The following is a 26,314-nucleotide window of genomic DNA, read 5'->3' as shown; positions in this document are numbered from 1 at the left end:
TGCAAGGCCATCCACCGGCTGGGGGAAACAGAGTGGTGAGACAGGCGTCGGCCTGGGTGGAGTCTCCGCTCCAGATGCTGTGCGCCGTCGAGGCCCACCACGCCGGGCTGCTCGGCCCGGACACCGTGGTCGTGCCGCGCGCCGGCCTGCGTCCGCTGCGCGCCACCCGCAAGGAGCTGCGCCGCCTCGACCTGCCCGCCGGCCTGGTGCTGGACGAGCCGCGCGAGCGCATGCCGCGCCGCGTCCAGGCCGTGGGCGACGCGTTCTCCGGCAAGGTCCAGATGCGCTGGCTGACCTCCGATCCCGGCCGCATCGTCGTCGTGGACGACGGCCTGGCCACGCTCAGGCTGCTCGAACTGCTGGCCGCCGGGCCGTTCCGGCCGCTGCTGCGGGCGCGGGCGACCCCTTCGCGGGCGCGCGCCCTGCTCGGCCTGGCAGCCGCGGTGCGGCTGCGGATGAGCCGGGTGTCGGTCTTCACCGCCCTGCCCGTCCCCGACGAGCTGGCCGCCGCCGTCCGGAGGGTGGGGGTCGACCTCGTCCGCCACGACTTCGCCTGGTTGCGCGCCCAGCCGCCGAGCGCCCAGGGGCCCGCCGAGCGCACGGTCGTCCTCGGCACCTCCCTGGTCCGCAACGGCCTGGTCCACCGCGACCACTACCTGCGCTGGCTGACCGACCTGGCCGGGCGCGAGCCGCTGGCCTACTACCCGCACCGCCGCGAGGACCCCGTCGACCTGGCGCTGATCAGCGAACGTCCCGGCATCACCGTGCACGACGCGGGCGTGCCGGCCGAGCTGACGCTGCGCGGCCTCGACGCCGGGCAGCGGGTGCTCAGCCTGCCCTCGACCGCGATCACCTCGCTGCGGGTGCTGCTCGGCCCGCGCGGCGTCGAGGTCGAGCCGGTGGACGTTCCCGACGACTGGTGGACGAGCAGGGCGGCCCCCGGCCTGCGATCGCATTTGACAGGAGCTTCCAGGTGAGGGTGCTGGCGGTAGCCGACTCCGACTCGTATCTGAAGTGGGCGGCCTGCCTGCTCGACGACCTGCCCGCGGGCTGCGAGAGCGAGCTGGTGGTGGTGCGCACCCCGATCGCGCCCTCCCCGGAGCAGATCGCGGCGGCGGTGGGCGGGCGCGTGGCGCCCCCGGTGTTGTCGGCGCGGTCGTTGCGCCGCCTGGCCGAGCGCACCCGGCCCGACGCGATCCTGGTGGGCTGCACGGGCCCGGTCGTGGACGTCCTGGTGGCCGACGTGCTGGCCGGGCTGCGGCCTGCGGGTCGGGCACGACCGGTGTTCGTCAGCGGGCTGCCCGGCATCTCGGTGCCGGCCACGGAGAAGGCGTGGTTGTTCCGCAGCGGCTGCGACCTGTTCGTGGTGCACAGCGAGCGCGAGGTGGCCGAGTTCGCCGCGATCGCCGGCCGGCTCGGCGGGGGAGGGGCGGTCGGGCTGGCCCGGCTGCCGTTCCTGCGGCCCGGCGCGGTGTCCGGCGGCGGCGACCGGGTCGTGTTCGCCACCCAGGCCAAGGTGCCGCGGGCGCGGGAGGAGCGCGAGCGGGTGCTCACGGCGCTGGCCGAGCTGGCCGGACGCCGGCCCGGCCTGGAGGTCGTGGTCAAGCTGCGCGCCCTGGAGCACGAACGCCAGACCCACAACGAACGCCACCACTACCAGCGGCTGTGGCGCGAGATGGGCGAGCCGGGCAGGCTGACGTTCGCGGCCGGGTCGATGCACGAGCAGCTGTCGCGGGCGGCCGGGTTCGTCACGGTCAGCTCGACGGCCGCGCTGGAGGCCGTCGCCATGGGCGTGCCGTCGCTGGTGCTGAGCGACTTCGGCGTCAGCGCCGAGATGATCAACCTGGTGTTCGAGGGCAGCGGCCTGCTCGGCACGCTCGACGACCTGGCCCTGGGCGACTTCCGCACGGCCGAGCCGCGGTGGTGCGAGGCCAACTACTTCCACCCGGCCGGCCGCGACGACTGGGCGGCCCGGCTGGCCCGCCTGGCCGCGGACGGGACACGTCCGCCCGCCCGCTCGCTGCTGGACGGCCCCGAGCACGCCGCGGCCCGCCGCCGGGCCAGGTTGCGGGTGGAGGTGCCGCCCACGATGTTGCGGGCGGGCTACCGGGCCAAGCGGCGGGTGCGCCGCTATCTCAGATCGCTGACCTGATCTTCCTACGCAGCCTGGACAGCGCCGAGGGCGGCTCGGCCAGCCCCAGCGTCTCCAGGCGCTTGCGCTTGAAGTAGCGCCCGTCGAACGTGCCGCCCGACGGGCGCAGCTCGGGATAGGCGTCGGCCTGCATGCAGTAGCCGACCGCGCGCACCAGCGCGGGCAGGTCCGTGCGCGGCGGCTCGTCGATCACGCCGTCGGTGCCCAGCCGGGGCAGCAGCGCGTCCACGATCGTGGCCGGCACCCTGTTGCTGTTCTCGTACGGCGTGAGCCGGTCGAGCACCAGGCCGGTGCCGAAGGAGGCGACCGGCAGGCCGAAGTAGCGCCGGGCGGTCACCAGGCCGGTGGAGAAACAGCCGACGACCAACTCGGGCCGCAGCGCCGCGAAGCACACCTCGGCCGGCACGCTCTCCCCGGCCACCGTCAGCCGCACCCCCAGCGGCCCGGCCGCCGCGCGCAGCAGTTGCGCGTGCCGACGTCCGGCGGCCGGGTGGGGCTTGAACAGCACGTCGGTGCAGCCGCGGGCGGCCAGCGCGCGCAGCATCGAGGCGTGCAGCCCGGCCTCCTCCTCCGGCGTGACGATCTCCAGCGCCGACAGGTACTGGCCGAGGATCACCGCCTGGCCGCCGGGCAGGTCCGGCGCGGTGGCGGCCACCTCGTCCACGACCGCGCGGAAGCGCTCCTCGGGCAGCACGACGGGCGGCACGCCGTACTCGCTGAGCAGCAGCGGGGTCAGGCCGGGCACCAGGTCCAGGTGGAGCAGCCGCTCGATGCGGCGGAAGATCTCCGCGGGCAGCGGGTCGCGGGTCGGCCCGTAACTCATCAGGCCGTCGGAGTAGACGGTGATCGGGCAGTCGCGCACCAGGCCGGCGATCGTGCGCGCGGGCGGCACCGCGATCGACTCCAGCACCAGCTCCTCGACGTCGTCCAGCGCCAGGTGGGAGCGGATCAGCCGCTCGAACATCGGCACCTCGATGACCCGCGCCCGCCAGTCGGAGGGGTGCAGCGGGGCGATCAGCTCGTTCCAGGAGTGCACCTCGTCGAAGCGCGAGCGCAGGGCGGCGAAGCCGGGCGTGCCGTCGAGCGGCACCGACACCTCGGGGATCGCCGCGTTGTTCGACACGATCAGCACGCGCCGGCCCGCGCCGAAGCGGCCGTCGTCGACGGCCGCGGCCAGGGACATCGCGCCGAACAGCGTCGAGGCGTAGAAGACCTTCATCAGGAGTCCTCCCGATCCCGGCGGATCCGGACGTGGGGGCTGGGTGGAATGTCGGGCACCAGGGCGCGCAGCACGGCCTCCCGCTCGACGGCCATCCGCGACACGGCGTCGGCCACCAGGGCGGGCGGCAGGCCGCGGACCATCTGCGCGCCCCGCTCCTCGAACCGGGCGCGCAACGCGGGCGTGAACCGGCCCGCGAGCTCCAGGTGGTGGGCCAGCAGCGCGCAGAAGTTGCGCACCGCCTTGGGCAGGAACTCCGGCTCCAGGTCCTTGAAGACCAGCTCGAAGGCGTCGAAGAAGTGCAGCTGCCGCTCGTCGCCGACCTGCGTCAGCGACCCGGACACCAGCCGCCGGTAGAACACCCCGGCCATCGGCACCACCGCGAACGTGGCCGCCTCCCGGTGCAGCCGCCAGATCCACGGCCGGTCCTCGGCGGTGTGCAGCGAGCCGGGGAAGTGCAGCAGGTCCCGCAGCGAACGCCGGTAGACCCCGGCCCACGCGTACGGGTAGTCCACCATGGTCCGCACCCCCGCCGGCAGGATCGCCGAGCGGGGGTCGAGCACCACGCCGCGGCGCGACAGCGGGGCCCGGTGCACCACCCGCTTGCGCCCCTCCACCTGGACGTGGTCGACGCGCACGAAGTCGCAGCCGAGCCCGTCGATGGCCGCCACCAGCCCGGCCAGGTAGCCGGGCGCCAGCCAGTCGTCGCCGTCCATGAACGTGACGAACCGCCCCGAGGCGGCCGACAGCCCGGTGTTGCGGGCGTCGGCCAGGCCCACGGGGGCGGGGTTGCGCAGCACGGCCAGGCCGGGCAGGTCGCGGGCGAAGTCGGCGATGATGTCCGGGGTGGCGTCCACGGAGCCGTCGTCCACGACGATGAACTCGAAGTCGTGCCGGGCGTTGCGGGCGAGGGAGGTGAGCGCGTCGGCGATGAAGCGCTCACCGTCCCGCACCGGCACGACGACGGAGAGAGTGGTCGGCGTCATGACTCAGACGGTCACCCGGCGCAGCCGGGCCTTGGGCGCCTCCTCGCCGGGGAAGACGCGCTTGACGCCGTCGCCCATGGCCTGCTCGATGATGCGGATGTCGCGGACGAGGTGCTCCAGCCCGGACGGCTCCAGCGAGGCGGCGTGGTCGGAGCCCCACATGGTGCGGTCGAGCGTGATGTGCCGCTCGACGCAGACCGCGCCCAGGGTGACCGCGGCCAGCGAGATCTGCAGGCCGCGCTCGTGCCCGGAGTAGCCGACCGGCACGCCGTAGCGCTCCTTGAGCGTGGTGATCGTGCGCAGGTTGGCCTCCTCCGGCGGCAGCGGGTACGTGGAGGTGGCGTGCATCATGATCAGCCGGTCGGTGCCGAGGATCTCGACCGCCTGGTCGATTTCCGACAGCGTGGACATGCCGGTGGACAGGATGAGCGGCTTGCCGGTGGCCGCCAGGGCGCGCAGCAGCTGGTGGTCGGCGACGCTGGCCGAGGCGATCTTGTGCGTCAGCACGTCCATGTCCTCGAGGAACTCCACGGACGGCACGTCCCACGGCGAGGCGAACCAGTGCAGGCCGCGCTCGTCGCAGTACTTCGCGATCTGCCGGTACTCGTCGTGGCCGAACTCGGTGCGCTCCTTGTACTCCAGGTACGTCATCTCGCCCCACGGCGTCTGCCTGATCTGGCCCTTCTGCTCCTCGGGCACGCAGATCGCGGGGGTGCGCTTCTGGAACTTGACCGCCTGGCAGCCCGCCTCGGCCGCCACGTCGATGAGCCGGCGGGCGAGGTCGAGGTCGCCGTTGTGGTTGATGCCGATCTCGCCGATCACGTACACGGGCTCGCCGTCGCCGACCAGCACGTCGCCGATCGCGACCGGGCCGAGCCGCGGCCGGGCCTTGGCCTCGGCGACGGGCGGCTCGGGCCGGGCGGCCACCACCAGGTCGCACAGCTCGCGCACCGCGCCGGAGCCGCCGGGCCTGGTCAGCACCACGCGGGCGGCGGCGCGCACGCGCGGGTGCGCGTCGGGGGTGGCGATCGGCCAGCCGACCTCGGCCATCGGGCCCAGGTCGTTGACGTCGTTGCCGACGTAGGCCACGCGCGCCGGGTCCAGGCCCTCGATGGCCAGCCAGTCGCGCAGCACGATGCGCTTCTCGGCCAGGCCCTGCAGCACGGGCACGCCCAGCTTGCGGGCGCGGGCGGCGACGACCGGGTTCTGCTCGGTGGACATCACCAGCACCTTGACCCCGGAGCGGCGCAGCAGCGAGACGCCCATCCCGTCCGAGCGGCTGACCAGGACCATCTCCCGGCCGTCGGAGTCGATGTAGGCGCGGTCGTCGGTGTGCACGCCGTCGAAGTCGGTGATGACCGCGTCCACGTCGATCGGCTCGGGCTTGTCGATGAACGGCGCGAGGGCCCGCACCAGCTCCAGGTCCTCGGGGTCGTCGACCTCGATGGCGTGCTGCGGCGGCACCGGCTGCACGGCGACCTCGCCGAAGAAGCGGTGGCCGTGCTCGCGCAGGCCGGCGGTGCGCATGACGTAGAAGGCGCCGTTCTCGCGGAACTGCGGCTCGCGGTCCTGCCTGCGCTGCCGGACGGCGGGGTCGTGGTTGACGCCCGCGCCCGCGGCCGTCCACAGGAACTCGTGCGTCGGCAGCCCGGACACGACCGAGTCGGCCTCGCCGTCCAGGACCTTGCGCACGGCCGCCGACAGGTCATCGGGGTCGATGAACGCGCTGGTGCACTGCACCAGGACGACCACGTCCGGGTCCGCGCCGAGCGCGTCCAGGGCGTGCAGCACGGCCGACTCGCTGGAGGCGGTCGCGCCGCTCAGCTCCTCGGGCCGCGTCACCACGGTCGCCCCCGCCGCGCGGGCGGTCTCGGCGATCTGCGGGTGGTCGGTGCTGACCACGACCTGGTCGACGAGCTCGGCCCGCAGGCATGCCCGTACCGCTCGGGTGACCAGCGGGACGCCCCCGACCGGGGCGAGGTTCTTCAGGGGTACGCCCGCCGAACCTCCGCGGGCGGGAACAACGGCCAGGACTCGCAAGTGTCTTCTCCTCAGTGCATCGGATCGCACCCAGAAGCTAGAGGCCCGGATTGAACGGGCAGCGTCACCGCCATTAACTTTCCATGGGGATCCGGTAGAGCAACTCTGGCCGGCCCACCCCGCCGTACTGCGGCACCCGTACCGCCATCCCCAGCTCGACCAGGTGTTCCAGGTAGCGGCGGGCGGTCACCCGCGACACCCCGACGGCCTGCGCCACGCTCTGCGCCGAGCTGCCGCCGGGGCGTTCGCGCAGTCGCGCCGACACGGTGTCCAAGGTGTCGCGGGCCAGCCCTTTGGGCAGCTCGGAGCTGCCGCGCAGGGTGCCGAGCACCCGGTCGACGTCGCCCTGGGCGACGATCACGCCGGTGTCCTGCCTGAACCGGGCGTAACGCGCCAGCTTCTCGGCCAGGGTCGCGTAGGTGAACGGCTTGAGAAGGTACTGGGAGACGCCCAGCGACACCGCCGAGCGCACGGTCGCCAGGTCGCGCGCCGAGGTGACGGCGATGACGTCGCACAGCAGCCCGCCGGCCCGCACCGCGCGGCACACCTCCAGGCCGTGCATGTCGGGCAGGTACAGGTCGAGCAGGATGAGGTCGACCGGCCGGCCGCGCAGGAACCGCAGCGCCTCGCCGCCCGAACGCGCCACCCCGGCCACCTCGAAGCCGGCCACCCGCTCGACGTAGACCCGGTTGGCCTCGGCGGTGATCTCCTCGTCCTCCACGATCAGCACGGAGACCGGCGCGCCCGCTCCGGGGCCGGGGTCCGGCCTGCTCATCGCACCCGCTCCGGGACCGGCAGCCGCACCGTGAACGCCGACCCGGCCACCTCGATCGTGCCGCCCAGCCGCCGCACCGCCTGCCCGACCAGCGCCAGGCCGAGCCCATGACCGTCGCCCTTGGTGGTCCAGCCCTTCGCGAACGCCTCCGGCGCGGTCAGCCCCGGCCCGTCGTCGGCCACCCTGATCACCACCCCGTCCCGGTCCGTGCACAGCTGCACCTCGACCCTGGTGGCCGCGTCGAGGGCGTTGTCGACCAGGTTGCCGACGATCGTCACCAGGTCGCGCGGGTCCAGGCCCAGGTCGTCGAGGTCGCTGTCGGGCGTGAGCACCAGCTCGCCGCCGCGTTCTGCCGCCTCGGCGCTCTTGCCGAGCAGCAGCGCGGCCAGCACCGGCTCGCGCACCGCGCCCACCACCCGGTCGGTCAGCTCCTGCGCCGCGCGCAGCTCGGCCGTGCCCAGCGCGACGGCCTGCTCGGTGCGTCCCAGCTCGACCAGCGTGATCACGGTGTGCAGCCGGTTGGCGGCCTCGTGCGCGGCCGAGCGCAGCGAGTCGGCGAAGCCGCGTTCGGCGTCGAGCTGCCCGGCCAGCGCCTGCAGCTCGGTGTGGTCGCGTACGGTCACCACCGTGCCGAGCCTGCTGGCCGCGCCGTTGACCGCCAGCACCCGGTCGCCGGCCAGGTGCACGCGTTCCTCATGGCCCTCCAGCAGCGCCGACAGGCCCAGCTCGGCCATGTGCCGGCCCTCGGCGTCCGACGGCAGGTCCAGGAGCTGCCTGGCGGCGTCGTTGCAGAGCGTCAGCGTGCCGTCGCCGCCGACCAGCAGCAGGCCCTCCCGCACGGCGTGCAGGACGGCGTCGTGGTGATCGTGGATGCGGCCCAGCTCCACCGGGCCGAGCCCGTGGGTCTGGCGGCGCAGCCGTACGGTGACCAGCCACGTCCCGGCCGCGCCGAGCCCGAGCGCGAGGGCGGCGACCAGGCCGCTCCAGGCCACCTGGTCGCGCAGCCGGGCGCTGATCCGGTCGATCGTGATGCCCGCGCTGACCAGGGCCCGGACCCGGCCGCCGGACCACACGGGCGTCACGGCCCGCTTGGAGGGGCCGAGCGTGCCGGTGTAGGTCTCGACGAAGGTCTGGCCGGCCAGGGCCCGCCCGGTGTGGCCGAGGAAGCGCCGGCCGATCTCGGCCGGGTTCGGATGGGTGTAGCGCGTGCCGTCCGGCTTCATGATGGTGACGAAGTCGACGCCCGTCTCCTTGCGTACCCGTTCGGCGTACGGCTGCAGGGTCAGGGTCGGCTCGGGGCCGTCGAGGGCGGCGGCCACGCCCGGCGCGGCGGCCACGCTGACCGCCACGGCCCTGGCCGTGGCGCCCGCCTCCTCGGTGAGCAGGCGGTGGGCCTGCACCAGCGCGAGCACCGCGCAGCCCGTCACGGCGACCGCGACCACGAGCAGCTGCAGGACCAGCATCTGGCCCGCCAGGCTCCAGCGGCGCATGAGCCCCCCTTGCGTGAACGAAACTTACTCAATCGTGACGTGGGTCACAGCGAGCCGCATAGTCGCACGACCGGCCCCTTTTTCCAAAGCGGTGGAGACCCCTCATGCGTGATCGCACTCGTTACCTGTACCTGGCCGTCATCGTGGCGGTCCTGCTCGGCATCCTGGTCGGGTTCGTCTGGCCGGAGGCGGGCAAGGAGCTCAAACCCCTCGGCACCGGGTTCGTGGCGCTGATCAAGATGCTGATCAGCCCCATCATCTTCTGCACGATCGTGCTCGGCATCGGCTCGGTACGCCAGGCCGCCAAGGTCGGCAAGGTCGGCGGCCTCGCGCTCGGCTACTTCATGGTGATGTCGACCGTGGCCCTGGTCATCGGCCTGCTGGTCGGCAACGTCATCGACCCCGGCTCCGGGCTGCACCTGACCGACGCCGCCCGGCAGGCCGCCGAGGCCGAGGCGGCCAAGGGCGAGGCCACCGGCGGGGTCGACTTCCTGCTCGGCATCATCCCCGTCACGCTGGTGTCGGCCTTCACCGAGGGCTCGGTCCTGCAGACGCTGCTGGTGGCGCTGCTGGCCGGGTTCGCGCTGCAGGCCATGGGCGAGCGCGGCGCGCCGATCCTGCGCGGCGTCGAGCACGTCCAGCGGCTGGTGTTCCGCATCCTGGCCATGGTCATGTGGGCCGCGCCGGTCGGCGCGTTCGGGGCCATCGCGGCCGTGGTCGGCGCCACCGGGATCGAGGCGCTCAAGAGCCTGGCCATCATCATGATCGCCTTCTACGTCACCTGCCTGCTGTTCGTGGGCGTGGTGCTGGGCGCGCTGCTGTGGCTGGTCGCCCGGGTCAACCTGTGGTCGCTGCTGCGCTACCTCGGCCGGGAGTTCCTGCTGATCCTGTCCACGTCGTCGTCGGAGACGGCGCTGCCGCGGCTGATCGCGAAGATGGAGCACCTCGGCGTGAGCCGGACGGTGGCCGGCATCACCGTGCCGACCGGCTACTCCTTCAACCTCGACGGCACCGCCATCTACCTCACCATGGCCACGCTGTTCATCGCCTCGGCCACCGGCGCGCCGCTGCAGGTCGGCGAGCAGGTCTCGCTGCTGCTGTTCATGATGGTCGCCTCCAAGGGCGCCGCGGGCGTGACCGGGGCGGGCCTGGCCACGCTCGCCGGCGGCCTGCAGTCGCACCGCCCCGAGCTGGTGGACGGCGTCGGCCTCATCGTCGGCATCGACCGGTTCATGTCCGAGGCCAGGGCGCTGACCAACTTCGCGGGCAACGCCGTGGCCACCGTCGTGGTCGGCACCTGGACCGGCGACTTCGACCGGGAGCGGGCCGCCGAGGTGCTGGCCGGGCGGGCGCCGTTCGACGAGTCCACGCTGATCGACGAGGAGGACGACCGCCCCGAGCCGGAGCCGGAGCGGCGGACCGTGCGCGTCTAGGGTTTGCGGCCGATGCCTGCGTACCCCATGCGGGCGAAGTCCTCGTCGTAGAAGGGCGGGCTCTCGGGGTCGGTGAACGGGAAACCGAGCTCCGGCCCCTTGCCCGTGGCCAGACCGGGCGGGATCAGCTCGAAGTCGCCGAAGAAGGCGGCGATCTCCTTGCCCGGCCGCGGGCAGAACGGCGCGTTGGCCCGCCGGTAGAACTGGCTGACGCGGGCCACACGCTCGGGCGCGTGGTCGGTGCCGACGTGCGACAGGGCCAGGTAGCTGCCGGGCGCGAGCGCGTCGCGGTAGGCGGCCACGAAGCCCTGCGGGCGGTCGGTGTCGGGGATCAGGTGCAGCAGGAACATCATGAGCACCGCGACGGGCCTGCCGAAGTCCAGCAGTCCGCGCACCTCGGGGCTGTCCAGCACCTCCCGCGGGCGCCGGACGTCGCCGTGCAGCATGGCCACCTGCTCGGGGCCGGCCAGCAGGGCCCGCCCGTGGGCGGCCACCACCGGGTCGCTGTCCACGTAGACCACGCGGGCCTGCGGCGCGTACCGCAGCGCCACCTCGTGCACGTTCTCGGCGGCCGGCAGGCCGGAGCCCAGGTCGAGGAACTGGGTGACACCCTGCTCGCACAGGTACCGCACCACCCGGCCGATCAGCAGCCGGTTCTCCCGCGTGCCGTCCCTGACCTCCGGCATCGCGCTCAGCACCAGCTCGGCCAGCTCGCGGTCGGCCGGGAAATTGTTCTTTCCGCCCAGGAAGTAGTCGTACATGCGCGCGGTGTTGGGGATGTGAGGATCCACGCCCTGGGGGACTTCTTGCGTCATGAGGGCATGATCCACTAACTGGCTGCCGGAAATCTACGCTTTCGACATCAGATGGCGGGAAGCCGCAGGACGAACCGCGCCCCGCCCGGACGGTCCTCCACGCGGACGCTGCCCCGGTGGGCCATCGCCACGTCCCTGGCGATGGCCAGGCCGAGCCCGGTGCCGCCGGAGTCGCGGCTGCGGGCGGCGTCGAGGCGGGTGAACCGCTCGAAGATGCGCTCGCGGTCGGCCTCGCGGATCTCCTGGCCGTCGTTCTCCACCGCCAGCACGGCCGTGCCGCCCCTGGCCGGGCCCGCCTCCCTGGTGACCACGACCCGCACCATGGTCTCGGCGTGCCGCTGGGCGTTGTCCAGCAGGTTCGTCAGCACCCGGGCCAGTTGCAGGCGCACGCCCTCGACGACCACGCCGTCGGTCAGCTCCAGCCGGGTGGGCAGCTTGTCGCTGCGCACGGCCAACTCCTGCCGGACGAGCCCGGCCAGGTCCACCGGCTCCCTGGCGACGTCCACCCGGGAGCCGATCCTGGCCAGCAGCAGCAGGTCGGTGATGATCGCCTCCAGCCTGTCGGTGTCCCGCAGGGCGCTGTCCACCAGCGCCTCGACGTCGGTGTCCTCCGGGTAGAGCTGGGCGCTCTCCAGCTGGGCGCGCAACCCGGCGATCGGGGTGCGCAGCTCGTGGGAGGCGTCGGAGGCGAACTGGCGCTGCTGCAACGCGGAACGTTCCAACCGGGCCAGCGTGTTGTTGACGGCCTTGGCCAGCATGGCGACCTCGTCCTCGCCGCCCGGCTGGGTGACCCGGTGGCTCAGGTCGCCGGCGCTGACCGCGTCCAGCTCGGCGCGCATGGTCGCCACCGGGCGCAGCGCGCGGCCGGTGACCAGCCAGGTCGCCCAGGCGGTGAGCGCGATCAGCACCGCCACCTGGGAGAACACGATCACCTCCAGCGTCTGCGAGGCCAGCACCTCCGGGGTGCTGCGGCCGGCGTAGACGATGGGGGAGTCCTCCGACATGCCGGCCTTGACCGCCGACAGGTGCACGCACTCGGTCGGCAGGCAGTTGGTGGTGTTGACCACCCGGCTCTCGGCCGTGGGCCGCACGTCGCTGAGCGGCGGCAGGTTCCTGGCCGCGTCGCTGCTGGCCAGGACGCGGCCGTCGGTGCCGACGATCTGGATCAGGTCGATGGACGGGTTGGGCACCGGGATCGTGGTGCCCTGCGGCGGCAGCCCGCCCGCGCGCATCTCCGAGGCCACCCGCTCGGCGGTGTCCCGGGTGTCCCGGTAGACGCCGGCCGTCACCAGGGAGCGCGAGACGATGCACCCGGCGATGCCCACGGGGATCAGCACGAGGGCGGCTACGGCCGTCGCGATGAGGGTGACGCGTCCGCGCAGGGAGCGGGCCCACAGGGGTGGCACTCCCCGAGACTACTAACCGTCATTGCCGCCAAATGCCGCGTCAAGGGAAAGGTTCCCCCAACCTCAACGCTGGATCCACACGGTGGTGTCCGGCGGGACCGAGCCGTCGGCCGCCAGCGGGCCGCTGGCCAGCAGCACCGTGCCGGGCACGACCGGGGCGACCGGGTCCTCGCCGGTGTTCAGCATCACGACCAGGCCCGGGTCGCGCTGGACGGCCAGCACGTCCTCGGGAGCCTCCAGCCACCGCAGCGTGCCGCCGCCGAGCGCCGGGTGCTGCTTGCGCAGCCGGAGCGCGGCCCGGTAGAGGTTCAGCGTGGAGTCGGGGTCGTGCTCCTGGGCCTCGGCCGACAGCAGCGTCCACGACGGCGGGATCGGCAGCCACGGGTCGCGCCAGCCGCAGCCCGGCTCGCTCGTCCACGGGATCGGCACCCGGCAGCCGTCGCGGCTCTCGCCGGTGCGCCGGAAGGCCGGGTCCTGGCGCAGCTCGTCGGGCAGGTCGAGGACCTCGGGCAGGCCCAGCTCCTCGCCGTTGTAGAGGTAGGCCGAGCCGGGCAGGGCCAGCATGAGCAGCGTCGCCGCGCGGGCGCGGGCCAGGCCGCCGTGCCGGGTGACGTGGCGGGGCTTGTCGTGGTTGGACAGCACCCAGGTGGTGGGCGCGCCGACCAGCTCGGCCTCCGCCAGCGACTTCTCGATCACCGTACGGAACGACTTGGCGTGGAAGTCGGCCATCATGAACTCGAAGTTGAACGCCTGGTGCAGCTCGTCCGGCCCGACGTAGCGGGCCAGCCGCTCGGGCGAGGACACCCACGCCTCGGCGACGGCCATCCGGCCGCCGGGGTAGGAGTCGAGGATCGGCCGCCACTCCCGGTAGATGTCGTGCACGCCGTCCTGGTCGAAGTAGGGCACCTGCTCGTCGCCCAGCATCTCGGCCTGGCGGCCCTCCTTCGGGCCCACGTCGGGCAGCCCCTCGGCCTTGACCATGCCGTGGGCCACGTCCACGCGGAAGCCGTCCACGCCCCGGTCCAGCCAGAAGCGCAGGACGTCGCGGAACTCGGCGCGCACCTCGGGGTTGTCCCAGTTGAGGTCGGGCTGCTCCGGCGCGAACAGGTGCAGGTACCACTGGCCGTCCTCGACCTGGGTCCAGGCCGGGCCGCCGAAGATCGACTCCCAGTCGTTGGGCCGGTCGCGGAAGATGTAACGGTCGCGCAGGCCGGCCTGGAACCAGGGGTGCCGGTCCGAGGAGTGGTTGGGGACCAGGTCCACGATCACCCGGATGCCGCGCTCGTGGGCCTCGGCGACCAGGGCGTCGAAGTCGGCCAGCGTGCCGAACATCGGGTCCACGTCCCGGTAGTCGGCCACGTCGTAGCCGCCGTCGGCCATGGGCGAGGTGTAGAAGGGGCTCAGCCAGATCGCGTCCACGCCCAGCCCGGCGAGGTGGCCCAGGCGTTCCCGGACGCCCTTCAGGTCGCCGGTACCGTCGCCGTCGGCGTCGGCGAAGCTCCGGGGGTAGACCTGGTACACGACGGCGTCCCGCCACCAGTCGTCGTTGCCGAGCATGGCTTTCCTTCCCCCGATGTCCGTGATGTCTGGTGCAGGATGTCGCGCGTCCTTGCGACAGGTCAAGTGCAAGTTTCGGAAAGTTGCAGATTCCCTGTACGGCCGTTATCGCGGGTGCGGCGAGGTCAGCGCGTCGTGGGTCGGATGTGGTTCCGGTAACGCTCTTTCGCAAGTTCTTCCAATTCTTGCAAAGAGCCGCTAACGTCCCGGAAACGTAAGCCGTGAACAGCGGCGGATAACGATCTTCGGCGGCGGCGCGCGCAGGCGTCGCCGCTCCTCCATGACCTCGGGAGGTCTCATGCGTGTACGGGTCCTGGGAGTGGCCGCCCTCTCCACCCTCGCGTTCGCCGCTACGGCTTGTGGTGACTCCGGCTCGACCGCCCCGTCGGCGCAGCCCAGCGGCTCGGCCTCGGCCTCGGCTCCGGCCCCGGCGGCGGGCGGCACGCTGGTCATCTGGGCCGACCCGAGCCGGGTCAAGCCGCTCAAGCCCTTCGCCGACCGGTTCGGCACCGAGAACGGCGTGACCGTCGAGGTGAAGGAGATCAGCAAGGACAACCAGATGACCTTCCTGACCGCCTCCCAGCAGGGCAGCGGCCCGGACATCATGATCGGCGCGCACGACTGGATCGGCAACCTCGTCCAGAACGGCGCCATCGACCCCGTCACGCTGACCGACGAGCAGAAGGCGGCCTTCTCGGAGATCGCCATGAAGGCGGTCACCTTCAACGGCCAGGTGTACGGCGCCCCGTACGCGGTGGAGAACATCGCCCTGATCCGCAACACCAAGCTCGCCCCCGACGCCCCCGCCACGATCAACGAGATGATCGACAAGGGCAAGGAGCTGAAGAAGGCCGGCAAGGTCAAGGAGGTGCTCTGCCTGCCCGTCGGCGTCAAGGGCGACGCCTTCCACGCCTACCCGCTGTTCGCCTCCGCGGGCGGCGCGCTGTTCGGCCAGACCGCCGCCGGCGATCCCGACCCCAAGCAGGTGCTGCTCGGCTCCGAGGGCTCGGTCAAGGCGTTCGGCAAGCTGAAGGAGCTCGGCGAGAAGGGTGACGGCGCGCTCAAGACGTCGGTCACCAACGAGAACTACATCGTCAACTTCGCCGCCGGCAAGTGCGCCTACCTGATCTCCGGCCCGTGGGCCATGAGCGAGGTCAAGAAGGGCGGCATCTCCTACGACATCACGCCCGTCCCGGCGTTCAAGGACGGCAAGCCGGCCACGCCGTTCGTCGGCGTCCAGTCGTTCTTCGTGGCCGCCAAGGGCAAGAGCAAGGCCCTGGCCCAGGAGTTCGTCGCCAACTACGTCACCAACAAGGACGTCGCCAAGGCCCTGTACGAGGCCGACCCGCGGCCCCCGGCGCTGACCGCCGCCCTCCAGGAGGTCCAGGCCGCCGACCCCGACGCCGCCAAGTTCATGGACGCCGGCAAGAGCGGCATGCCGATGCCCGCCATCCCCGAGATGGCCGCGATCTGGGAGCCGTTCGGCATCGCGGAGACGGCCGTGGTCAAGGGCGGCGACGCGGCCAAGGCCGCCGCGGCCGCGCAGAAGGCCATCGACGGCGCGCTCAAGAACTGACATGACCCAGGACGTGCACGAGGCCGTGGGGACCACCGTGTCCCCGCGGCCTCGCCGGGAGCTCACCACGGCGTTCGTGGTGAGCAGGATCGCGGTGCTGGCCGTGGCCGCGGCGATCCTGCTCTACGCCGTGCCGCCGCTGGTCGCCGCGGAGTCGTGGATCTCGCTCGCGCTGCTGGCGTCGGCCGCCGCGGCCATCGCCTACCTGTACCTGACCCGCCGCTTCATCCCGGCCAAGTACCTCGTCCCCGGCACCCTCTTCCTGATCGCCTTCCAGGTGCTGCCCGTGCTCTACACGGTGACCACGGCGTTCACGAACTTCGGCGACGGGCACCGCGGCGACAAGGCCGACGCGGTCACCGCCATCGAGACCGGCTCGGTGCGCCAGGCCCCCGGCTCGCCCGAGTACGGCCTGACCGCCGCCCTGCGCGGCGACGAGCTGGTGTTCCTGCTGCTCGACCCCAAGACCAAGCAGGTGCGTCTGGGCACCGCCGAAGGGCTGACCCCGCTGGCGGGCGCCCAGGTCGGCCTCACCGGCAAGGTGCTGTCGGCCCCCGGCGTGACCGTGCTGAAGGCGCCCGAGGCGGCCGCCCGCGGCCAGGAGATCTCGGCGCTGTCCGTGCCGACGCAGGGCGGCGCGATCAAGGCCAACGGCCTCAGCCGGGCCGTGGAGGGCAAGGCCGCGCTGGTCTACGACGCCGCCTGCGACTGCGTCAAGGGCAACGGCGGCACCTGGACGGCCGACGAGGCCCAGGGCTACTTCGTCAACGCCCAGGGCGAGCACCTGGCGCAGGGCTGGCAGGCGAACGTCGGCCTGGACAACTTCGCCCGTGTCCTGACCAACCCCACCATCTCCGGCTACTTCGTCGGCGTGCTGGGCTGGAACCTGGTGTTCGCGCTGGCCTCGGTGGCCGGCACGTTCGGGCTGGGCATGGCCGTGGCGCTGGCGCTGCACCACCCGCGCATGCGCGGCACGAAGATCTACCGGATCGCGCTGATCCTGCCGTACGCGATGCCGGCCTTCGCCATGCTGCTGGTCTGGCGGGACATGTTCAACCGCGACTTCGGCCTGATCAACCAGCTCTTCGGGCTGAGCGTCGACTGGCTCGGCGAGCCGGTCACCGCCCGCTTCGCGGTCATCCTGGTCAACCTGTGGCTCGGCTTCCCGTACATGTTCCTGGTCACCACCGGCGCGCTCCAGGCGATCCCGCGCGAGCTGACCGAGGCGGCCTCCATCGACGGCGCCACGCCGTGGAAGGCGTTCCGCCGGGTGACGCTGCCGCTGCTGCTGGTCGCGCTGACGCCGCTGCTGATCTCGTCGTTCGCGTTCAACTTCAACAACTTCAACGCCATCGCGCTCACCACCGACGGCGGGCCGTTCCCGGCCGAGAGCCCGCAGGTGGGCGCCACCGACCTGCTGATCACCTACACCTTCCGGCTGGCGTTCGGCGCGGGCGGGGCGCAGTTCGGGTTCGCCGCGGCGATCTCGGTGTTCATCTTCGCGATCGTGGCGGTCATCTCGGCCGTGGCCTTCCGCCGTACCCGCAAGCAGGAGGAGGTCTACGCATGAGGATCGCGCTCAGGCACGTGTTCGTGCTGGCGGTGTGCGTGTTCGCGCTGTTCCCGATCCTGTTCGTGGTCTCGGCCGCGATCAACCCGATGGGCACGCTGGCCTCCACCGACCTGGTGCCGTCGGGGGCGAGCCTGAACAACTTCGTCAACCTGCTCGCCTCCGACGACTATCCGTTCGGCCGGTGGTTCTTCAACTCGGTGTTCATCGCGCTGGTCTCGTCGTTCGCGAGCCTGCTGCTGTCGATGCTGGCCGCCTACGCCTTCAGCCGCATGCGCTTCGCCGGCCGCCGGGTCGGGCTGCTGGCGTTGCTGCTCATCCAGATGTTCCCGCAGTTCCTGGCCATCGTGACGATCTTCATGATCTTCACCAGGGTGACCGAGCTGTACCCGGCGTTCGGCTTCAACACCGTCTGGGGCCTGCTGCTGCTCTACCTGGGCGGCGCGCTCGGCGTGAACACCTGGCTGATGAAGGGCTTCCTCGACACCGTCCCCAAGGAGCTCGACGAGGCCGCCACCGTGGACGGCGCCACCCACGCGCAGATCTTCTGGCGGATCATCATGCCGCTGGTCACGCCGATCCTCGCGGTCACCGCGCTGCTGGCCTTCATCGGCATCATGAGCGAGTTCCTCATGGCCAACGTGTTCCTGCGCGACCCCGAGAGCAAGACCCTGGCCGTCGGCATGTACGGCATGATCGCCGGCGACCACCGCAACGCCAACTTCGGCATGTTCGCCGCCGCGACGTTGCTCACCGCCGTACCCACGGTGAGCGTGTTCCTATGGCTGCAGAAGTACATCGTCTCCGGCCTGACGGCCGGGGCTGTCAAGGGATAGGTCCATTGCGCCATGTCGGCGAGCCGCACCACGACGGCTCAGCTCTCTACGTCTCCAACCGGGAACCGGCACTCGGCTCGAGGGTGACCCTCTGGCTGCGCGCCCCGCGCGCCGCCGGGATCACCGGGGTGCACGTGCGTACCGTCTGCGACGGCGAGCCCCGCTACGCCGAGGCCCGCGTCGACGGGTCCAGGACCGGCACGCCGGTCGCCGGCTACGGCGCGGACGACGTGTGGTGGCAGGCGGAGGTCACCCCCGTCAACCCGGTCACCCCGTACCGCTTCCTGCTGCACACCCGCCGCGGCCAGCTGTGGCTGACCGCGGCCGGCCCGGTCGGCCACGACGTGACCGACGCGAGCGACTTCCGCCTGGTCTGCCACCAGGCGCCGCCCTCGTGGATGTCGGACGCGATCGTCTACCAGATCTTCCCCGACCGGTTCGACCGCTCCGGCCCGATGCCGGACCTGCCCGACTGGGCGCTGCCGCGCGACTGGGACCGCGACCCGGTGATCCCCAGCGGCCCCGGCACCGCCCAGCAGTTCTACGGCGGCGACCTCGACGGCATCACCCGGCGCCTGGACCACATCCAGGGGCTCGGCGCCGACACCGTCTACCTGACGCCGGTCTTCCCGGCCCGCTCCAACCACCGCTACGACGCCGCGAGCTTCGAGCACGTCGACCCGCTGCTCGGTGGCGACGAGGCCCTGCACCGGCTGTCCGGCGCGCTGCACGCCCGCGGCATGCGCCTGCTCGGCGACATCACCACCAACCACTGCGGCGACGCCCACGAATGGTTCACCGCCGCCGTCTCCGACGTGAACGCCCTCGAACGGGAGATGTTCTACTTCGACCCCGACACCGGCGACTACGAGTCGTGGTGGGGCGTCAAGTCGCTGCCCAAGCTCAACTGGGGCAGCGAGCTGGTGCGCTCCAGCATGCGCGCGGTGCTGAAGAAGTGGCTCGGCCCGCTGGACGGCTGGCGCGTGGACGTCGCCAACATGACCGGCAGGCTCGGCGCCGAGGACCGCACCCACGAGGTCGCCGCCATGCTGCGCCGGCAGCTCGGCCCCGAGGCCGCCTTCATCGCCGAGCACAACCACGACGCCTCGCTCGACCTCGACCGCGACGGCTGGCACGGCACCATGAACTACGGCGGCTTCACCCGTCCGGTCTGGGCCTGGCTGCGCGGCCCCGAGCTGGACCTGCCGCACTTCCTCGGCGTGCCGGGCGGCGTGCCCGAGCGCGACGGCACCGACACCCTGGCCACGTTCAGGTCCTTCGCCTCGCACATGTCCTGGCGCTCGCTCACGCACTCCTGGCAGCTCCTGGACTCCCACGACTCGCCGCGCATCCGCACGGTGACCGGCTCGCGCGAACGCCACCTGCCGGCCCTCGGCCTGCAGGCCACGCTGCCCGGCACGCCCATGGTCTTCGCCGGCAGCGAGTTCGGCCTGACCGGGATCAACGGGGAGCACTCGCGCACCCCCATGCCCTGGAACCGGCCGCACGACCAGGACCTGGCGACCCTGTCGGCCTACCGCGAGCTGCTCGGGCTGCGCCGCGCCGAGCCCGCGCTGCGTCACGGAGGGTTGCGCTGGCTGCACTCCGACGCCGACTGCCTGGTCTTCGCGCGCGAGACGTTCGAGGAGTCGCTGCTGGTGGCCGTCCGCCGGGCGCCCGGCGCCGCGCTGCCCATCGGGGCGCAGGCCCAGGGCGTCCACAACGCCGAGGACGGCGACGTGATCCCGGGGGACGGTCCTTCGGTGTGTGTGTGGCGCATCACACGCTGATCACGCTACGGTATGGCCTGGCCCCGTACCGTCTCCAACTGGATAGTGGTGTGCCCGCATGAGGTTGCTCTCCGTAGCCGTCGCAGCTTCGCTTCTCACCGTCGTACCGACCGCCGCGGAAGCCAGGGCGGCCACCACCTACTACGTCGACTCCAGGGCCGGCGACGACTCCGCCGCCGGCACCAGCCCCGACAAGCCGTGGAGGTCGCTGGAGAAGGTCAACTCCGCCGACCTCAAGCCGGGTGACATCGTCAGCCTCAAGCGGGGCGGCAGCTTCACCGGCCCGCTCAGGCTCACCGCCAACGGCACCGCCGCCCGGCCCATCGTCGTCCGCTCCCACGGCTCCGGCGCCCTGCCCCGCATCAGCGGCGACGAGCGCGACTGCGTGGTCGTCAAGGGCGCCTACTGGCAGATCAGCGGCCTGCGCGCCACCGGCTGCCGGTTCGCCGGGTTCCAGCTCGGCGGCCACCACACCGAGCTGAGCGGCGTCGCGGCCGACGGCAACGTCGCGGGCGTGTGGGTCACGCCGTCCGGCTCGCACAACACCGTCCGCGACAGCACGCTCACCGCCAACAACCGCATGAGCGTCGACGACGAGGGCGGCGACAACGACTCCGGCGCCTTCGGCGTGCTGCTCAACGGCGACGACAACCTGGTGACCCGCAACACCATCACCGGCAGCTACGCCAAGAGCCACGACTACGGCACCGACGGCGCCGCCGTCGAGATCTTCAACGGCGACCGCAACCGCATCACCCACAACCACGCGCGCGACAACGAGACCTTCACCGAGCTGGGCGCCCAGAAGGGCAAGACCGCCACCGGCAACATCTTCGCCTTCAACGTCGTCACCTCCGGCCGCAGCCGCGGCTCCTTCCTCATCACCCGCGGCCCCGGCCACGTCGTCGGCCCGGTCAAGGGCACGATCGCCGTCCAGAACTCGGTCTACCTGCCGGCCAAGGACACCATCGGCTGGTCCTGCCACGACGGCTGCGGCCCCTCCATCCTCAGGCTGCGCAACAACGTGATCGCGGTCGGCGGCGAGGCGGGCTGGGCCGACGGCAAGGGCGTCGACGACGGCGGCAGCGTCTACTACGGCCGCAAGCTCACCTTCAAGCTGGGGCCGAAGTCGGTCAGGGCCGACCCGCTGTTCGTCTCCCGCACCGACCTGCGCCTGCGTCCGGGCTCCCCGGCGCTGGGCCGCGGCCTGCCGCTGTCGCCCACCTGGTACGGCGGCGCCGCCTTCGGCAAGGACATGCTGGGCCGGCCGCTGTCCGGGGCGCCGGACGCCGGGGCCTACCAGCGGTAGCGGTGTAGCCTACGGGGCATGGTCCCGGATCTTCGCCTGCCGCTGGTCAAGCAGCTCGCCGAGGCCGACGTGCCCCACCGCTTCTGGCACACCGCCGGCCCCGGCGGGCGCGTCTGGCTGTTCGAGAGCGTCGAGGGCGACGGCGAACACTGGGCGATCAGGCAGATCGAGGTCGACACCGACCGCGTCGCCCACCGCTACTGGTGGGGCCGGCTCCAGGACGATCGCGGCTTCCTCACCGACCAGCCGCTGGAGATCTGGGAGCTGACCGAGATCACCCAGGCGGCCTTCGAGGCCGTCTGGGCCGCCGCCTGAGCCCTAGCTCGCGCTTTCCAGAACGAGCGCGTTGGCCAGGCCGCCCGCCTCGCACATGGTCTGCAGGGCGTAGCGGGCGCCGCGCGAGCGCATGGCGTGCACGAGCGTGGTGGTGATGCGGGCGCCGCTGGCGCCGAGCGGATGGCCGAGGGCGATGGCGCCGCCGTTGACGTTGACCTTCGCCGGGTCGGCCCCCGTCTCCTGCAGCCAGGACAGCACGACGCTCGCGAAGGCTTCGTTGACCTCGAACAAGTCGATGTCGGACAGTGCGAGCCCGGCGCGGCGCAGCACCTTCTCCGTGGCCGGGATCACGCCGGTGAGCATGAGCAGCGGGTCGGAGCCGGTGACGGCGAAGCTGTGCAGCCGGGCCAGCGGGCGCAGGCCGAGCCGCGCGGCGGTTTCGGAGCTGGTGATCAGGACGGCCGCCGCGCCGTCGTTGATCGGGCTGGCGTTGCCCGCGGTGACCGACCAGCTGATCTGCGGGAAACGCTCGGCGTAGCCGGGGTCGGCGTAGGCGGGCCGCAGCCCGGCCAGGATCTCGGGCGTGGTGGCGGGCCTGATCGACTCGTCGCGGTCCAGGCCGGCGACCGGGGCTAGCTCGGCGCCGAAGTCGGCGGCGGCGGCCTTGGCGTGGGAGGCGGCGGCGAAGACGTCCATCTGCTCGCGGCTCAGCGACCACTTGGCGGCGATGAGCTCGGCGCTGATGCCCTGCGGGACCAGCCCCTCGGGGAAACGCGCGGCCACCGAGGGCCCGAACGGGTCGGCGCCCGGCGGCACGTTCGACCACATGGGCACCCGGCTCATCGACTCCACGCCGCAGGCCACGACCAGGTCGTACGCGCCGGACATGACGCCCTGCGCGGCGAAGTGCACGGCCTGCTGGGACGAGCCGCACTGCCGGTCGACCGTGACCGCGGGCACCGAGTCGGGGAAGCCGGCGGCCAGCCAGGCGTAGCGGGTGGTGTTCATGGCCTGCTCGCCCACCTGGTCGACGCAGCCGCCGATCACGTCGTCGACCAGCGACGGGTCCACGCCGCTGCGCTCGATCAGGGCGCGCAGGGCGTGGGCGAGCAGGTCGACGGGGTGCGTCCCGTGCAGCCCGCCGCCGGGTTTGCCCTTGCCGATCGGGGTGCGTACGGCTTGCACGATGACGGCGTCGCGCATCGCGGCCTCCTGTCCGTTGGAATTTCCAACTCACTCTAACGCGAGCGGGTTGGACTTTCCAACGCAGGCGTCACCGGGCGGCCAGGCCGTTGACGATCATGTGCAGGGCGACGTCGAAGCTGCGCTCGACCTCCTCGGGCTCGCCGCTCAGGTGTCCCCGCGTCTCGGCGAAGACGAACCCCGAGACGAACGCGTGCAGCACCTCGCTCGTCCGTCGCAGCTCCTCCTCGGGCACGCCGGAGGCGCGCAGGATGCGGTAGAGCGCCTGCCACAGCGGCAGCCGCCGGTCCTCGCTGAACTCGGGGTGGTTGTGCAGGTAGGTCCACATGGCCGGATGTTGCCGGGCGTGCCGGTGGTAGGCCAGGGCCAGGGCCCGGAGCTGGTCCTGCCACGGGGTGCCGTCGTCGGGCGGCAGCGGCAGCCGGGAGCTGACCGTCTCGCAGATGCGGGCCAGCAGCGCCTCCTTGCTCGCGACGTGGTGGTAGACCGACATGGGGTTGACGTCCAGCTCGGCGGCCAGTTTCCGCATCGACAACCCCTCGACGCCGGCCTCGTCGATCAGGCGAAGCGCCGTGGAACAGATCTCGTCAAGGCTCAGGGGAGCTCCCCTGCGTGCGCTCACTGCCATACAGCGTATGGTAGCGTCAGCCATACGGTGTATGGCTACCCGAAGGGAGCACTCATGAGGCGTATCCCCGCCCCGCAGGGCCTGCCGATCCTGGGCAACACGCTGCAGATCCCGGCCCACTCGCCGGTGGAGCACTTCGTCAAGGTCGCCGAGCGGTACGAGGAGGGCATCTTCCGGCTGGAGGTCGCCGGCCGCACGATCGTGCTCGTCCACGACCCCGACCTGGTCGCGGAGGTGTGCGACGAGAGCAGGTTCGTCAAGCGCATCAAGCCGCCGCTGTCGATCGTGCGCGACTTCGGCGGCGACGGCCTGTTCACCGCCGAGCCGCACGAGCCGGTGTGGGGGCAGGCCCACCGCATCCTGCTGCCCGCCTTCAGCCAGCGCTCGATGAAGGCGTACTACCCCCAGATGCTGGAAGTCGCCGAGCAGCTCGTCGCCTCGTGGGCCGGCCGCCAGGGGCAGGACCTGCCCGTGGCCGACGACATGACCCGGCTCACGCTGGACACGATCTCGCTGACCGGCTTCGGCTTCCGGTTCGACTCCTTCGCCTCACCCGAGCTGCACCCGTTCCTGCAGGCCATGGGCGGCGCGCTGACCGAGGCGATGCTGCGCAACCAGCAGCTCCCGTTCGTCACCAAGCTGAAGCGCGGCCACGAGGACGCCTACCGCCGCGACATCGAGACCATGCGCGCCCTGGTGGACGACGTGATCAAGCAGCGCCGCGCCGAGGGCGCGGGCGACGCCAAGGACCTGCTCGGCCTCATGCTGGAGGCCGCCGACCCGAAGACCGGCGGCCGCCTGTCCGACGAGAACATCCGCAACCAGGTGCTCACCTTCCTCATCGCCGGGCACGAGACCACCAGCGGCCTGCTCTCCTTCGCCCTGTACAACCTGCTGCGCGACCCGCACACCCTGGCCAGGGCCTACGACGAGGTCGACCGCCTGCTGCCCGGCGACGAGCCGCCCAGCTACGAGACGATCATGAAGCTCGACGTCATCCCCCGGATCCTGGAGGAGACGCTGCGGGTCTGGTCGCCGATCCCCGCCTTCGCCGTCAGCGCCGTCGAGGCCACCACCATCGGCGGGTACGAGATCGAGGCCGACCAGAGCATCGCCGTGCTGCTGCCGTCGCTGCACCGCCATCCCAAGGCGTGGGAGCGGCCGGAGGAGTTCGACATCGACCGCTGGCTGCCGGAGAACAAGAAGGCCCACCACCCGGCGGCGTACAAGCCGTTCGGCAACGGCGAGCGGGCCTGCATCGGCCGCCAGTTCGCGCTGACCGAGGCCCGGCTCGCCCTGGCCATGATCCTGCGCCGCTTCGCCGTCTCCGACCCCGGCGCCTACCGGATGAAGATCAAGCAGACGCTGACCATCAAGCCCGACGGGTTCACCCTGCGGGTGCGCGAGCGCCGCGCCCACGAGCGCACCGCGCCCGCCGCCGACGTCCGGGCCGCAGGGGAGGGTGAGCGGCACGACCTCGCGGTCACCGGCGTGCCGCTCACCGTCGCCTACGGCTCCAACCTGGGCACCGCCGCCGACATCGCCGAGCGGCTGGCCGAGCGGGCCGGCCGGTCCGGCTTCGCCACCACCCTGACCAGCCTGGACGACCTGGCGCCGCCGTCGCAGGGCCTGCTCGTCGTGGTCGCCTCCTCCTACAACGGCAAGGCGCCCGACAACGCCCAGCGCTTCGACGCCCTGGAGGAGCTGCCCGACCTGTCGGGCGTGCGCCTGGCGGTGCTCGGCTGCGGCAACTCCCAGTGGCCGACGTACCAGGCCTTCCCGCGCCGGGCCGGCGAGAAGCTGACCGCCGCCGGGGCCGTGCCGCTCGTCGAGCGCGGCGAGGCCGACGCCGACGGCGACTTCGACGGCGACGTCTCGGCGTGGACGGCCCGGCTGTGGGCGGCGCTGGCCGAGGAGTACAGCGCCCCGGCGGGCGCGGCCGGGCCGCGCTACGAGATGGAGGTGCTCGGCGAGAGCGAGATCAGGCCGGCCGTCGTCTCCGACCGGGCCGTGCCGATGACCGTCGTGTCCAACGAGGAGCTGACCGGCGACCCCGCCGGGCTGTGGGACTTCTCGGCCGAGGCCCCGAGGCCCGGCGTGCGCTCGATCGTGGCCCGCCTGCCCGAGGGCGTCACCTACACCGCGGGCGACCACGTCGCCGTCTTCGCCAAGAACGACCCCGAGCTGGTCGAGTGGGCCCTGCGCTGCCTGCGCGTGCCGCGCGAGCAGGTGGTGCGGCTGCGCGCCGCCGGCGCCACCCACCTGCCCGTGGACACGCCGGTGACGGCCGGCCTGCTGCTGACCGAGTTCGCCGAGCTGCAGGAGGTGGCCACCAGGGCCGACCTGGAGGCCCTGGCCGCGCACACCGGCTGCCCCTGGACGCACGGCCAGCTCGCCGAGCTGACCGCGAACTACGCCGACGAGATCCTGGCCAAGCGGGTCTCGCCGCTGGCCCTGCTGGAGCGCTTCCCGGCCGTGGAGCTGCCGCTGCCGGTGTTCCTGGAGATGGCCGGGCCGATCCGGCCGCGCTACTACTCGGTCTCCTCCTCGCCGTTGGCCGACCCGGGCCTGGTGCGGCTCACCGTCGGGCTGGTCGAGGGGCCCGCCTGGTCCGGCAGCGGCACCTACCAGGGCATGTGCTCGGCGTACCTGGCCGGGCTGCGGCCCGGTGAGGTGTTCTACGGGTACGTACGCGTGCCCGCACCGCCGTTCCGGCTGCCCGCCGATCCGGCCACACCGGTGATCCTGGTCGGCCCCGGCACGGGTTCGCGCCGCTGCGCGGCTTCCTGGAGGAGCGGGCGCTGAGCGGGGCGGGCGGCCGGGCCGAGGTCTTCACCGGCTGCCGCCACCCCGACCACGACTGGCTGTACCGGGACGAGGTGACCGCCTGGGCCGCCCGCGAGGAGGTGAACGTGCACACCGCGTTCTCGGCCGTGGCCGGGCATCCGTACCGGTACGTCCAGGACGCCGTGGCCGATCACGCCGAGGAGGTGTGGGAGCTGCTGGAGCAGGGCGCGTACGTGTACGTCTGCGGCGACGGCCTGCGCATGGCCCCGGCGGTGCGCCAGGCGCTGCTGGACGTCCACCGGCGGCACACCGGCGGGGACGGCGCGGCCTGGCTGGCCGCCCTGGAGGTGGACGGCCGCTACCAGCAGGACGTGTTCGCCTGATCCCCACGTGCGGGGATCGGTCTGCCTGATCCTTGAACGATCCTTGGTCGTTTTTGGGAAAACACCTGCTCAAACCGCCATCC

Annotated in this window: 21 protein-coding genes; 11 read left to right on the top strand and 10 right to left on the bottom strand. The window is 72.4% G+C overall.

Annotated elements, in window-relative coordinates; genetic code table 11:
* Nucleotides 1-35: 35 nt before the first annotated feature.
* Nucleotides 36-977, top strand: a complete 942-nt coding sequence (locus ACNF49_RS35790) for a hypothetical protein (RefSeq protein ID WP_482940341.1) — start codon at nt 36-38, stop codon at nt 975-977.
* On the top strand, nt 974-2,152 hold the full coding sequence (locus ACNF49_RS35785) for a DUF6716 putative glycosyltransferase (RefSeq protein ID WP_482940340.1): 1,179 nt from the start codon (nt 974-976) through the stop codon (nt 2,150-2,152). Before ACNF49_RS35790 ends, ACNF49_RS35785 begins: the two co-directional genes overlap by 4 nt.
* On the opposite strand, the gene ACNF49_RS35780 is transcribed toward ACNF49_RS35785, so the two are convergent.
* The 5 genes from ACNF49_RS35780 to ACNF49_RS35760 all read right to left on the bottom strand — a co-directional run bounded on the left by ACNF49_RS35780 (nt 2,136) and on the right by ACNF49_RS35760 (nt 8,662).
* Nucleotides 2,136-3,371 (bottom strand): polysialyltransferase family glycosyltransferase, encoded by a 1,236-nt coding sequence (locus tag ACNF49_RS35780; RefSeq protein WP_482940339.1) that lies wholly within the window; start codon nt 3,369-3,371, stop codon nt 2,136-2,138. The genes ACNF49_RS35785 and ACNF49_RS35780 overlap by 17 nt on opposite strands.
* The gene (locus tag ACNF49_RS35775) at nt 3,371-4,357 is read right to left on the bottom strand and encodes a glycosyltransferase family 2 protein (protein ID WP_357969171.1); all 987 of its coding nucleotides are present in this window, start codon (nt 4,355-4,357) and stop codon (nt 3,371-3,373) included. Before ACNF49_RS35775 ends, ACNF49_RS35780 begins: the two co-directional genes overlap by 1 nt.
* A gap of 3 nt (nt 4,358-4,360) precedes the next feature.
* Complete coding sequence (locus ACNF49_RS35770; protein ID WP_482940338.1) at nt 4,361-6,397, bottom strand: N-acetylneuraminate synthase family protein; 2,037 nt, start codon at nt 6,395-6,397, stop codon at nt 4,361-4,363.
* A 73-nt stretch (nt 6,398-6,470) separates the two neighbouring features.
* On the bottom strand, nt 6,471-7,172 hold the full coding sequence (locus tag ACNF49_RS35765) for a response regulator (RefSeq protein ID WP_357969175.1): 702 nt from the start codon (nt 7,170-7,172) through the stop codon (nt 6,471-6,473).
* Nucleotides 7,169-8,662 (bottom strand): sensor histidine kinase, encoded by a 1,494-nt coding sequence (locus ACNF49_RS35760; RefSeq protein ID WP_357969178.1) that lies wholly within the window; start codon nt 8,660-8,662, stop codon nt 7,169-7,171. The genes ACNF49_RS35765 and ACNF49_RS35760 overlap by 4 nt, the downstream gene beginning before the upstream one ends.
* Nucleotides 8,663-8,766: 104 nt before the next feature.
* Here ACNF49_RS35760 and ACNF49_RS35755 point away from each other — a divergent pair, with 104 nt between their 5' ends.
* Nucleotides 8,767-10,095 (top strand): cation:dicarboxylate symporter family transporter, encoded by a 1,329-nt coding sequence (locus ACNF49_RS35755; protein ID WP_482940337.1) that lies wholly within the window; start codon nt 8,767-8,769, stop codon nt 10,093-10,095.
* Here ACNF49_RS35755 and ACNF49_RS35750 read toward each other — a convergent pair.
* The 3 genes from ACNF49_RS35750 to ACNF49_RS35740 all read right to left on the bottom strand — a co-directional run bounded on the left by ACNF49_RS35750 (nt 10,092) and on the right by ACNF49_RS35740 (nt 13,873).
* Complete coding sequence (locus ACNF49_RS35750; protein WP_482940336.1) at nt 10,092-10,910, bottom strand: SAM-dependent methyltransferase; 819 nt, start codon at nt 10,908-10,910, stop codon at nt 10,092-10,094. The genes ACNF49_RS35755 and ACNF49_RS35750 overlap by 4 nt on opposite strands.
* Before the next feature lie 47 nt (nt 10,911-10,957).
* Nucleotides 10,958-12,316, bottom strand: a complete 1,359-nt coding sequence (locus ACNF49_RS35745; protein WP_357969185.1) for a sensor histidine kinase — start codon at nt 12,314-12,316, stop codon at nt 10,958-10,960.
* Nucleotides 12,317-12,379: 63 nt separating this feature from the next.
* Complete coding sequence (locus ACNF49_RS35740) at nt 12,380-13,873, bottom strand: glycoside hydrolase family 13 protein (protein WP_357969188.1); 1,494 nt, start codon at nt 13,871-13,873, stop codon at nt 12,380-12,382.
* A gap of 298 nt (nt 13,874-14,171) precedes the next feature.
* Between ACNF49_RS35740 and ACNF49_RS35735 the strand changes: the two genes are divergently transcribed.
* The 6 genes from ACNF49_RS35735 to ACNF49_RS35710 are packed head-to-tail and all read left to right on the top strand — an operon-like array spanning nt 14,172 to nt 21,269.
* The gene (locus tag ACNF49_RS35735; protein WP_482940335.1) at nt 14,172-15,449 is read left to right on the top strand and encodes a sugar ABC transporter substrate-binding protein; all 1,278 of its coding nucleotides are present in this window, start codon (nt 14,172-14,174) and stop codon (nt 15,447-15,449) included.
* A gap of 1 nt (nt 15,450) precedes the next feature.
* Nucleotides 15,451-17,019, top strand: coding sequence for an ABC transporter permease subunit (locus ACNF49_RS35730; protein WP_482940334.1), 1,569 nt, complete (start codon nt 15,451-15,453; stop codon nt 17,017-17,019).
* The gene (locus tag ACNF49_RS35725) at nt 17,016-17,855 is read left to right on the top strand and encodes a sugar ABC transporter permease (RefSeq protein WP_357969195.1); all 840 of its coding nucleotides are present in this window, start codon (nt 17,016-17,018) and stop codon (nt 17,853-17,855) included. Before ACNF49_RS35730 ends, ACNF49_RS35725 begins: the two co-directional genes overlap by 4 nt.
* 5 nt (nt 17,856-17,860) lie before the next feature.
* Nucleotides 17,861-19,645: a glycoside hydrolase family 13 protein gene (locus tag ACNF49_RS35720; protein WP_482940333.1), complete on the top strand. Its 1,785-nt coding sequence runs from the start codon at nt 17,861-17,863 to the stop codon at nt 19,643-19,645.
* 58 nt (nt 19,646-19,703) lie between these two features.
* Nucleotides 19,704-20,954 carry a NosD domain-containing protein gene (locus ACNF49_RS35715; RefSeq protein WP_482940332.1) on the top strand — a complete coding sequence of 417 codons (1,251 nt, stop codon included), beginning with the start codon at nt 19,704-19,706 and terminating at the stop codon, nt 20,952-20,954.
* Nucleotides 20,955-20,972: 18 nt separating this feature from the next.
* Nucleotides 20,973-21,269 (top strand): hypothetical protein, encoded by a 297-nt coding sequence (locus ACNF49_RS35710; protein ID WP_357969202.1) that lies wholly within the window; start codon nt 20,973-20,975, stop codon nt 21,267-21,269.
* A 3-nt stretch (nt 21,270-21,272) separates the two neighbouring features.
* Here ACNF49_RS35710 and ACNF49_RS35705 read toward each other — a convergent pair whose 3' ends face one another.
* Nucleotides 21,273-22,433: a thiolase family protein gene (locus ACNF49_RS35705; RefSeq protein ID WP_482940331.1), complete on the bottom strand. Its 1,161-nt coding sequence runs from the start codon at nt 22,431-22,433 to the stop codon at nt 21,273-21,275.
* Nucleotides 22,434-22,503: 70 nt separating this feature from the next.
* On the bottom strand, nt 22,504-23,061 hold the full coding sequence (locus ACNF49_RS35700; RefSeq protein ID WP_357969207.1) for a TetR/AcrR family transcriptional regulator: 558 nt from the start codon (nt 23,059-23,061) through the stop codon (nt 22,504-22,506).
* Between the two features lie 54 nt (nt 23,062-23,115).
* Between ACNF49_RS35700 and ACNF49_RS35695 the strand changes: the two genes are divergently transcribed.
* Complete coding sequence (locus tag ACNF49_RS35695) at nt 23,116-25,866, top strand: cytochrome P450 (RefSeq protein WP_482940330.1); 2,751 nt, start codon at nt 23,116-23,118, stop codon at nt 25,864-25,866.
* On the top strand, nt 25,836-26,231 hold the full coding sequence (locus ACNF49_RS35690; RefSeq protein ID WP_482945633.1) for a flavodoxin domain-containing protein: 396 nt from the start codon (nt 25,836-25,838) through the stop codon (nt 26,229-26,231). The genes ACNF49_RS35695 and ACNF49_RS35690 overlap by 31 nt, the downstream gene beginning before the upstream one ends.
* The last annotated feature ends 83 nt before the right edge of the window (nt 26,232-26,314 follow it).

Source organism: Actinomadura sp. ATCC 39365 (genome assembly GCF_054392275.1).
The sequence above is the reverse complement of the archived record's forward strand: the minus strand, read 5'-3'. Positions and strand labels throughout refer to the sequence as shown.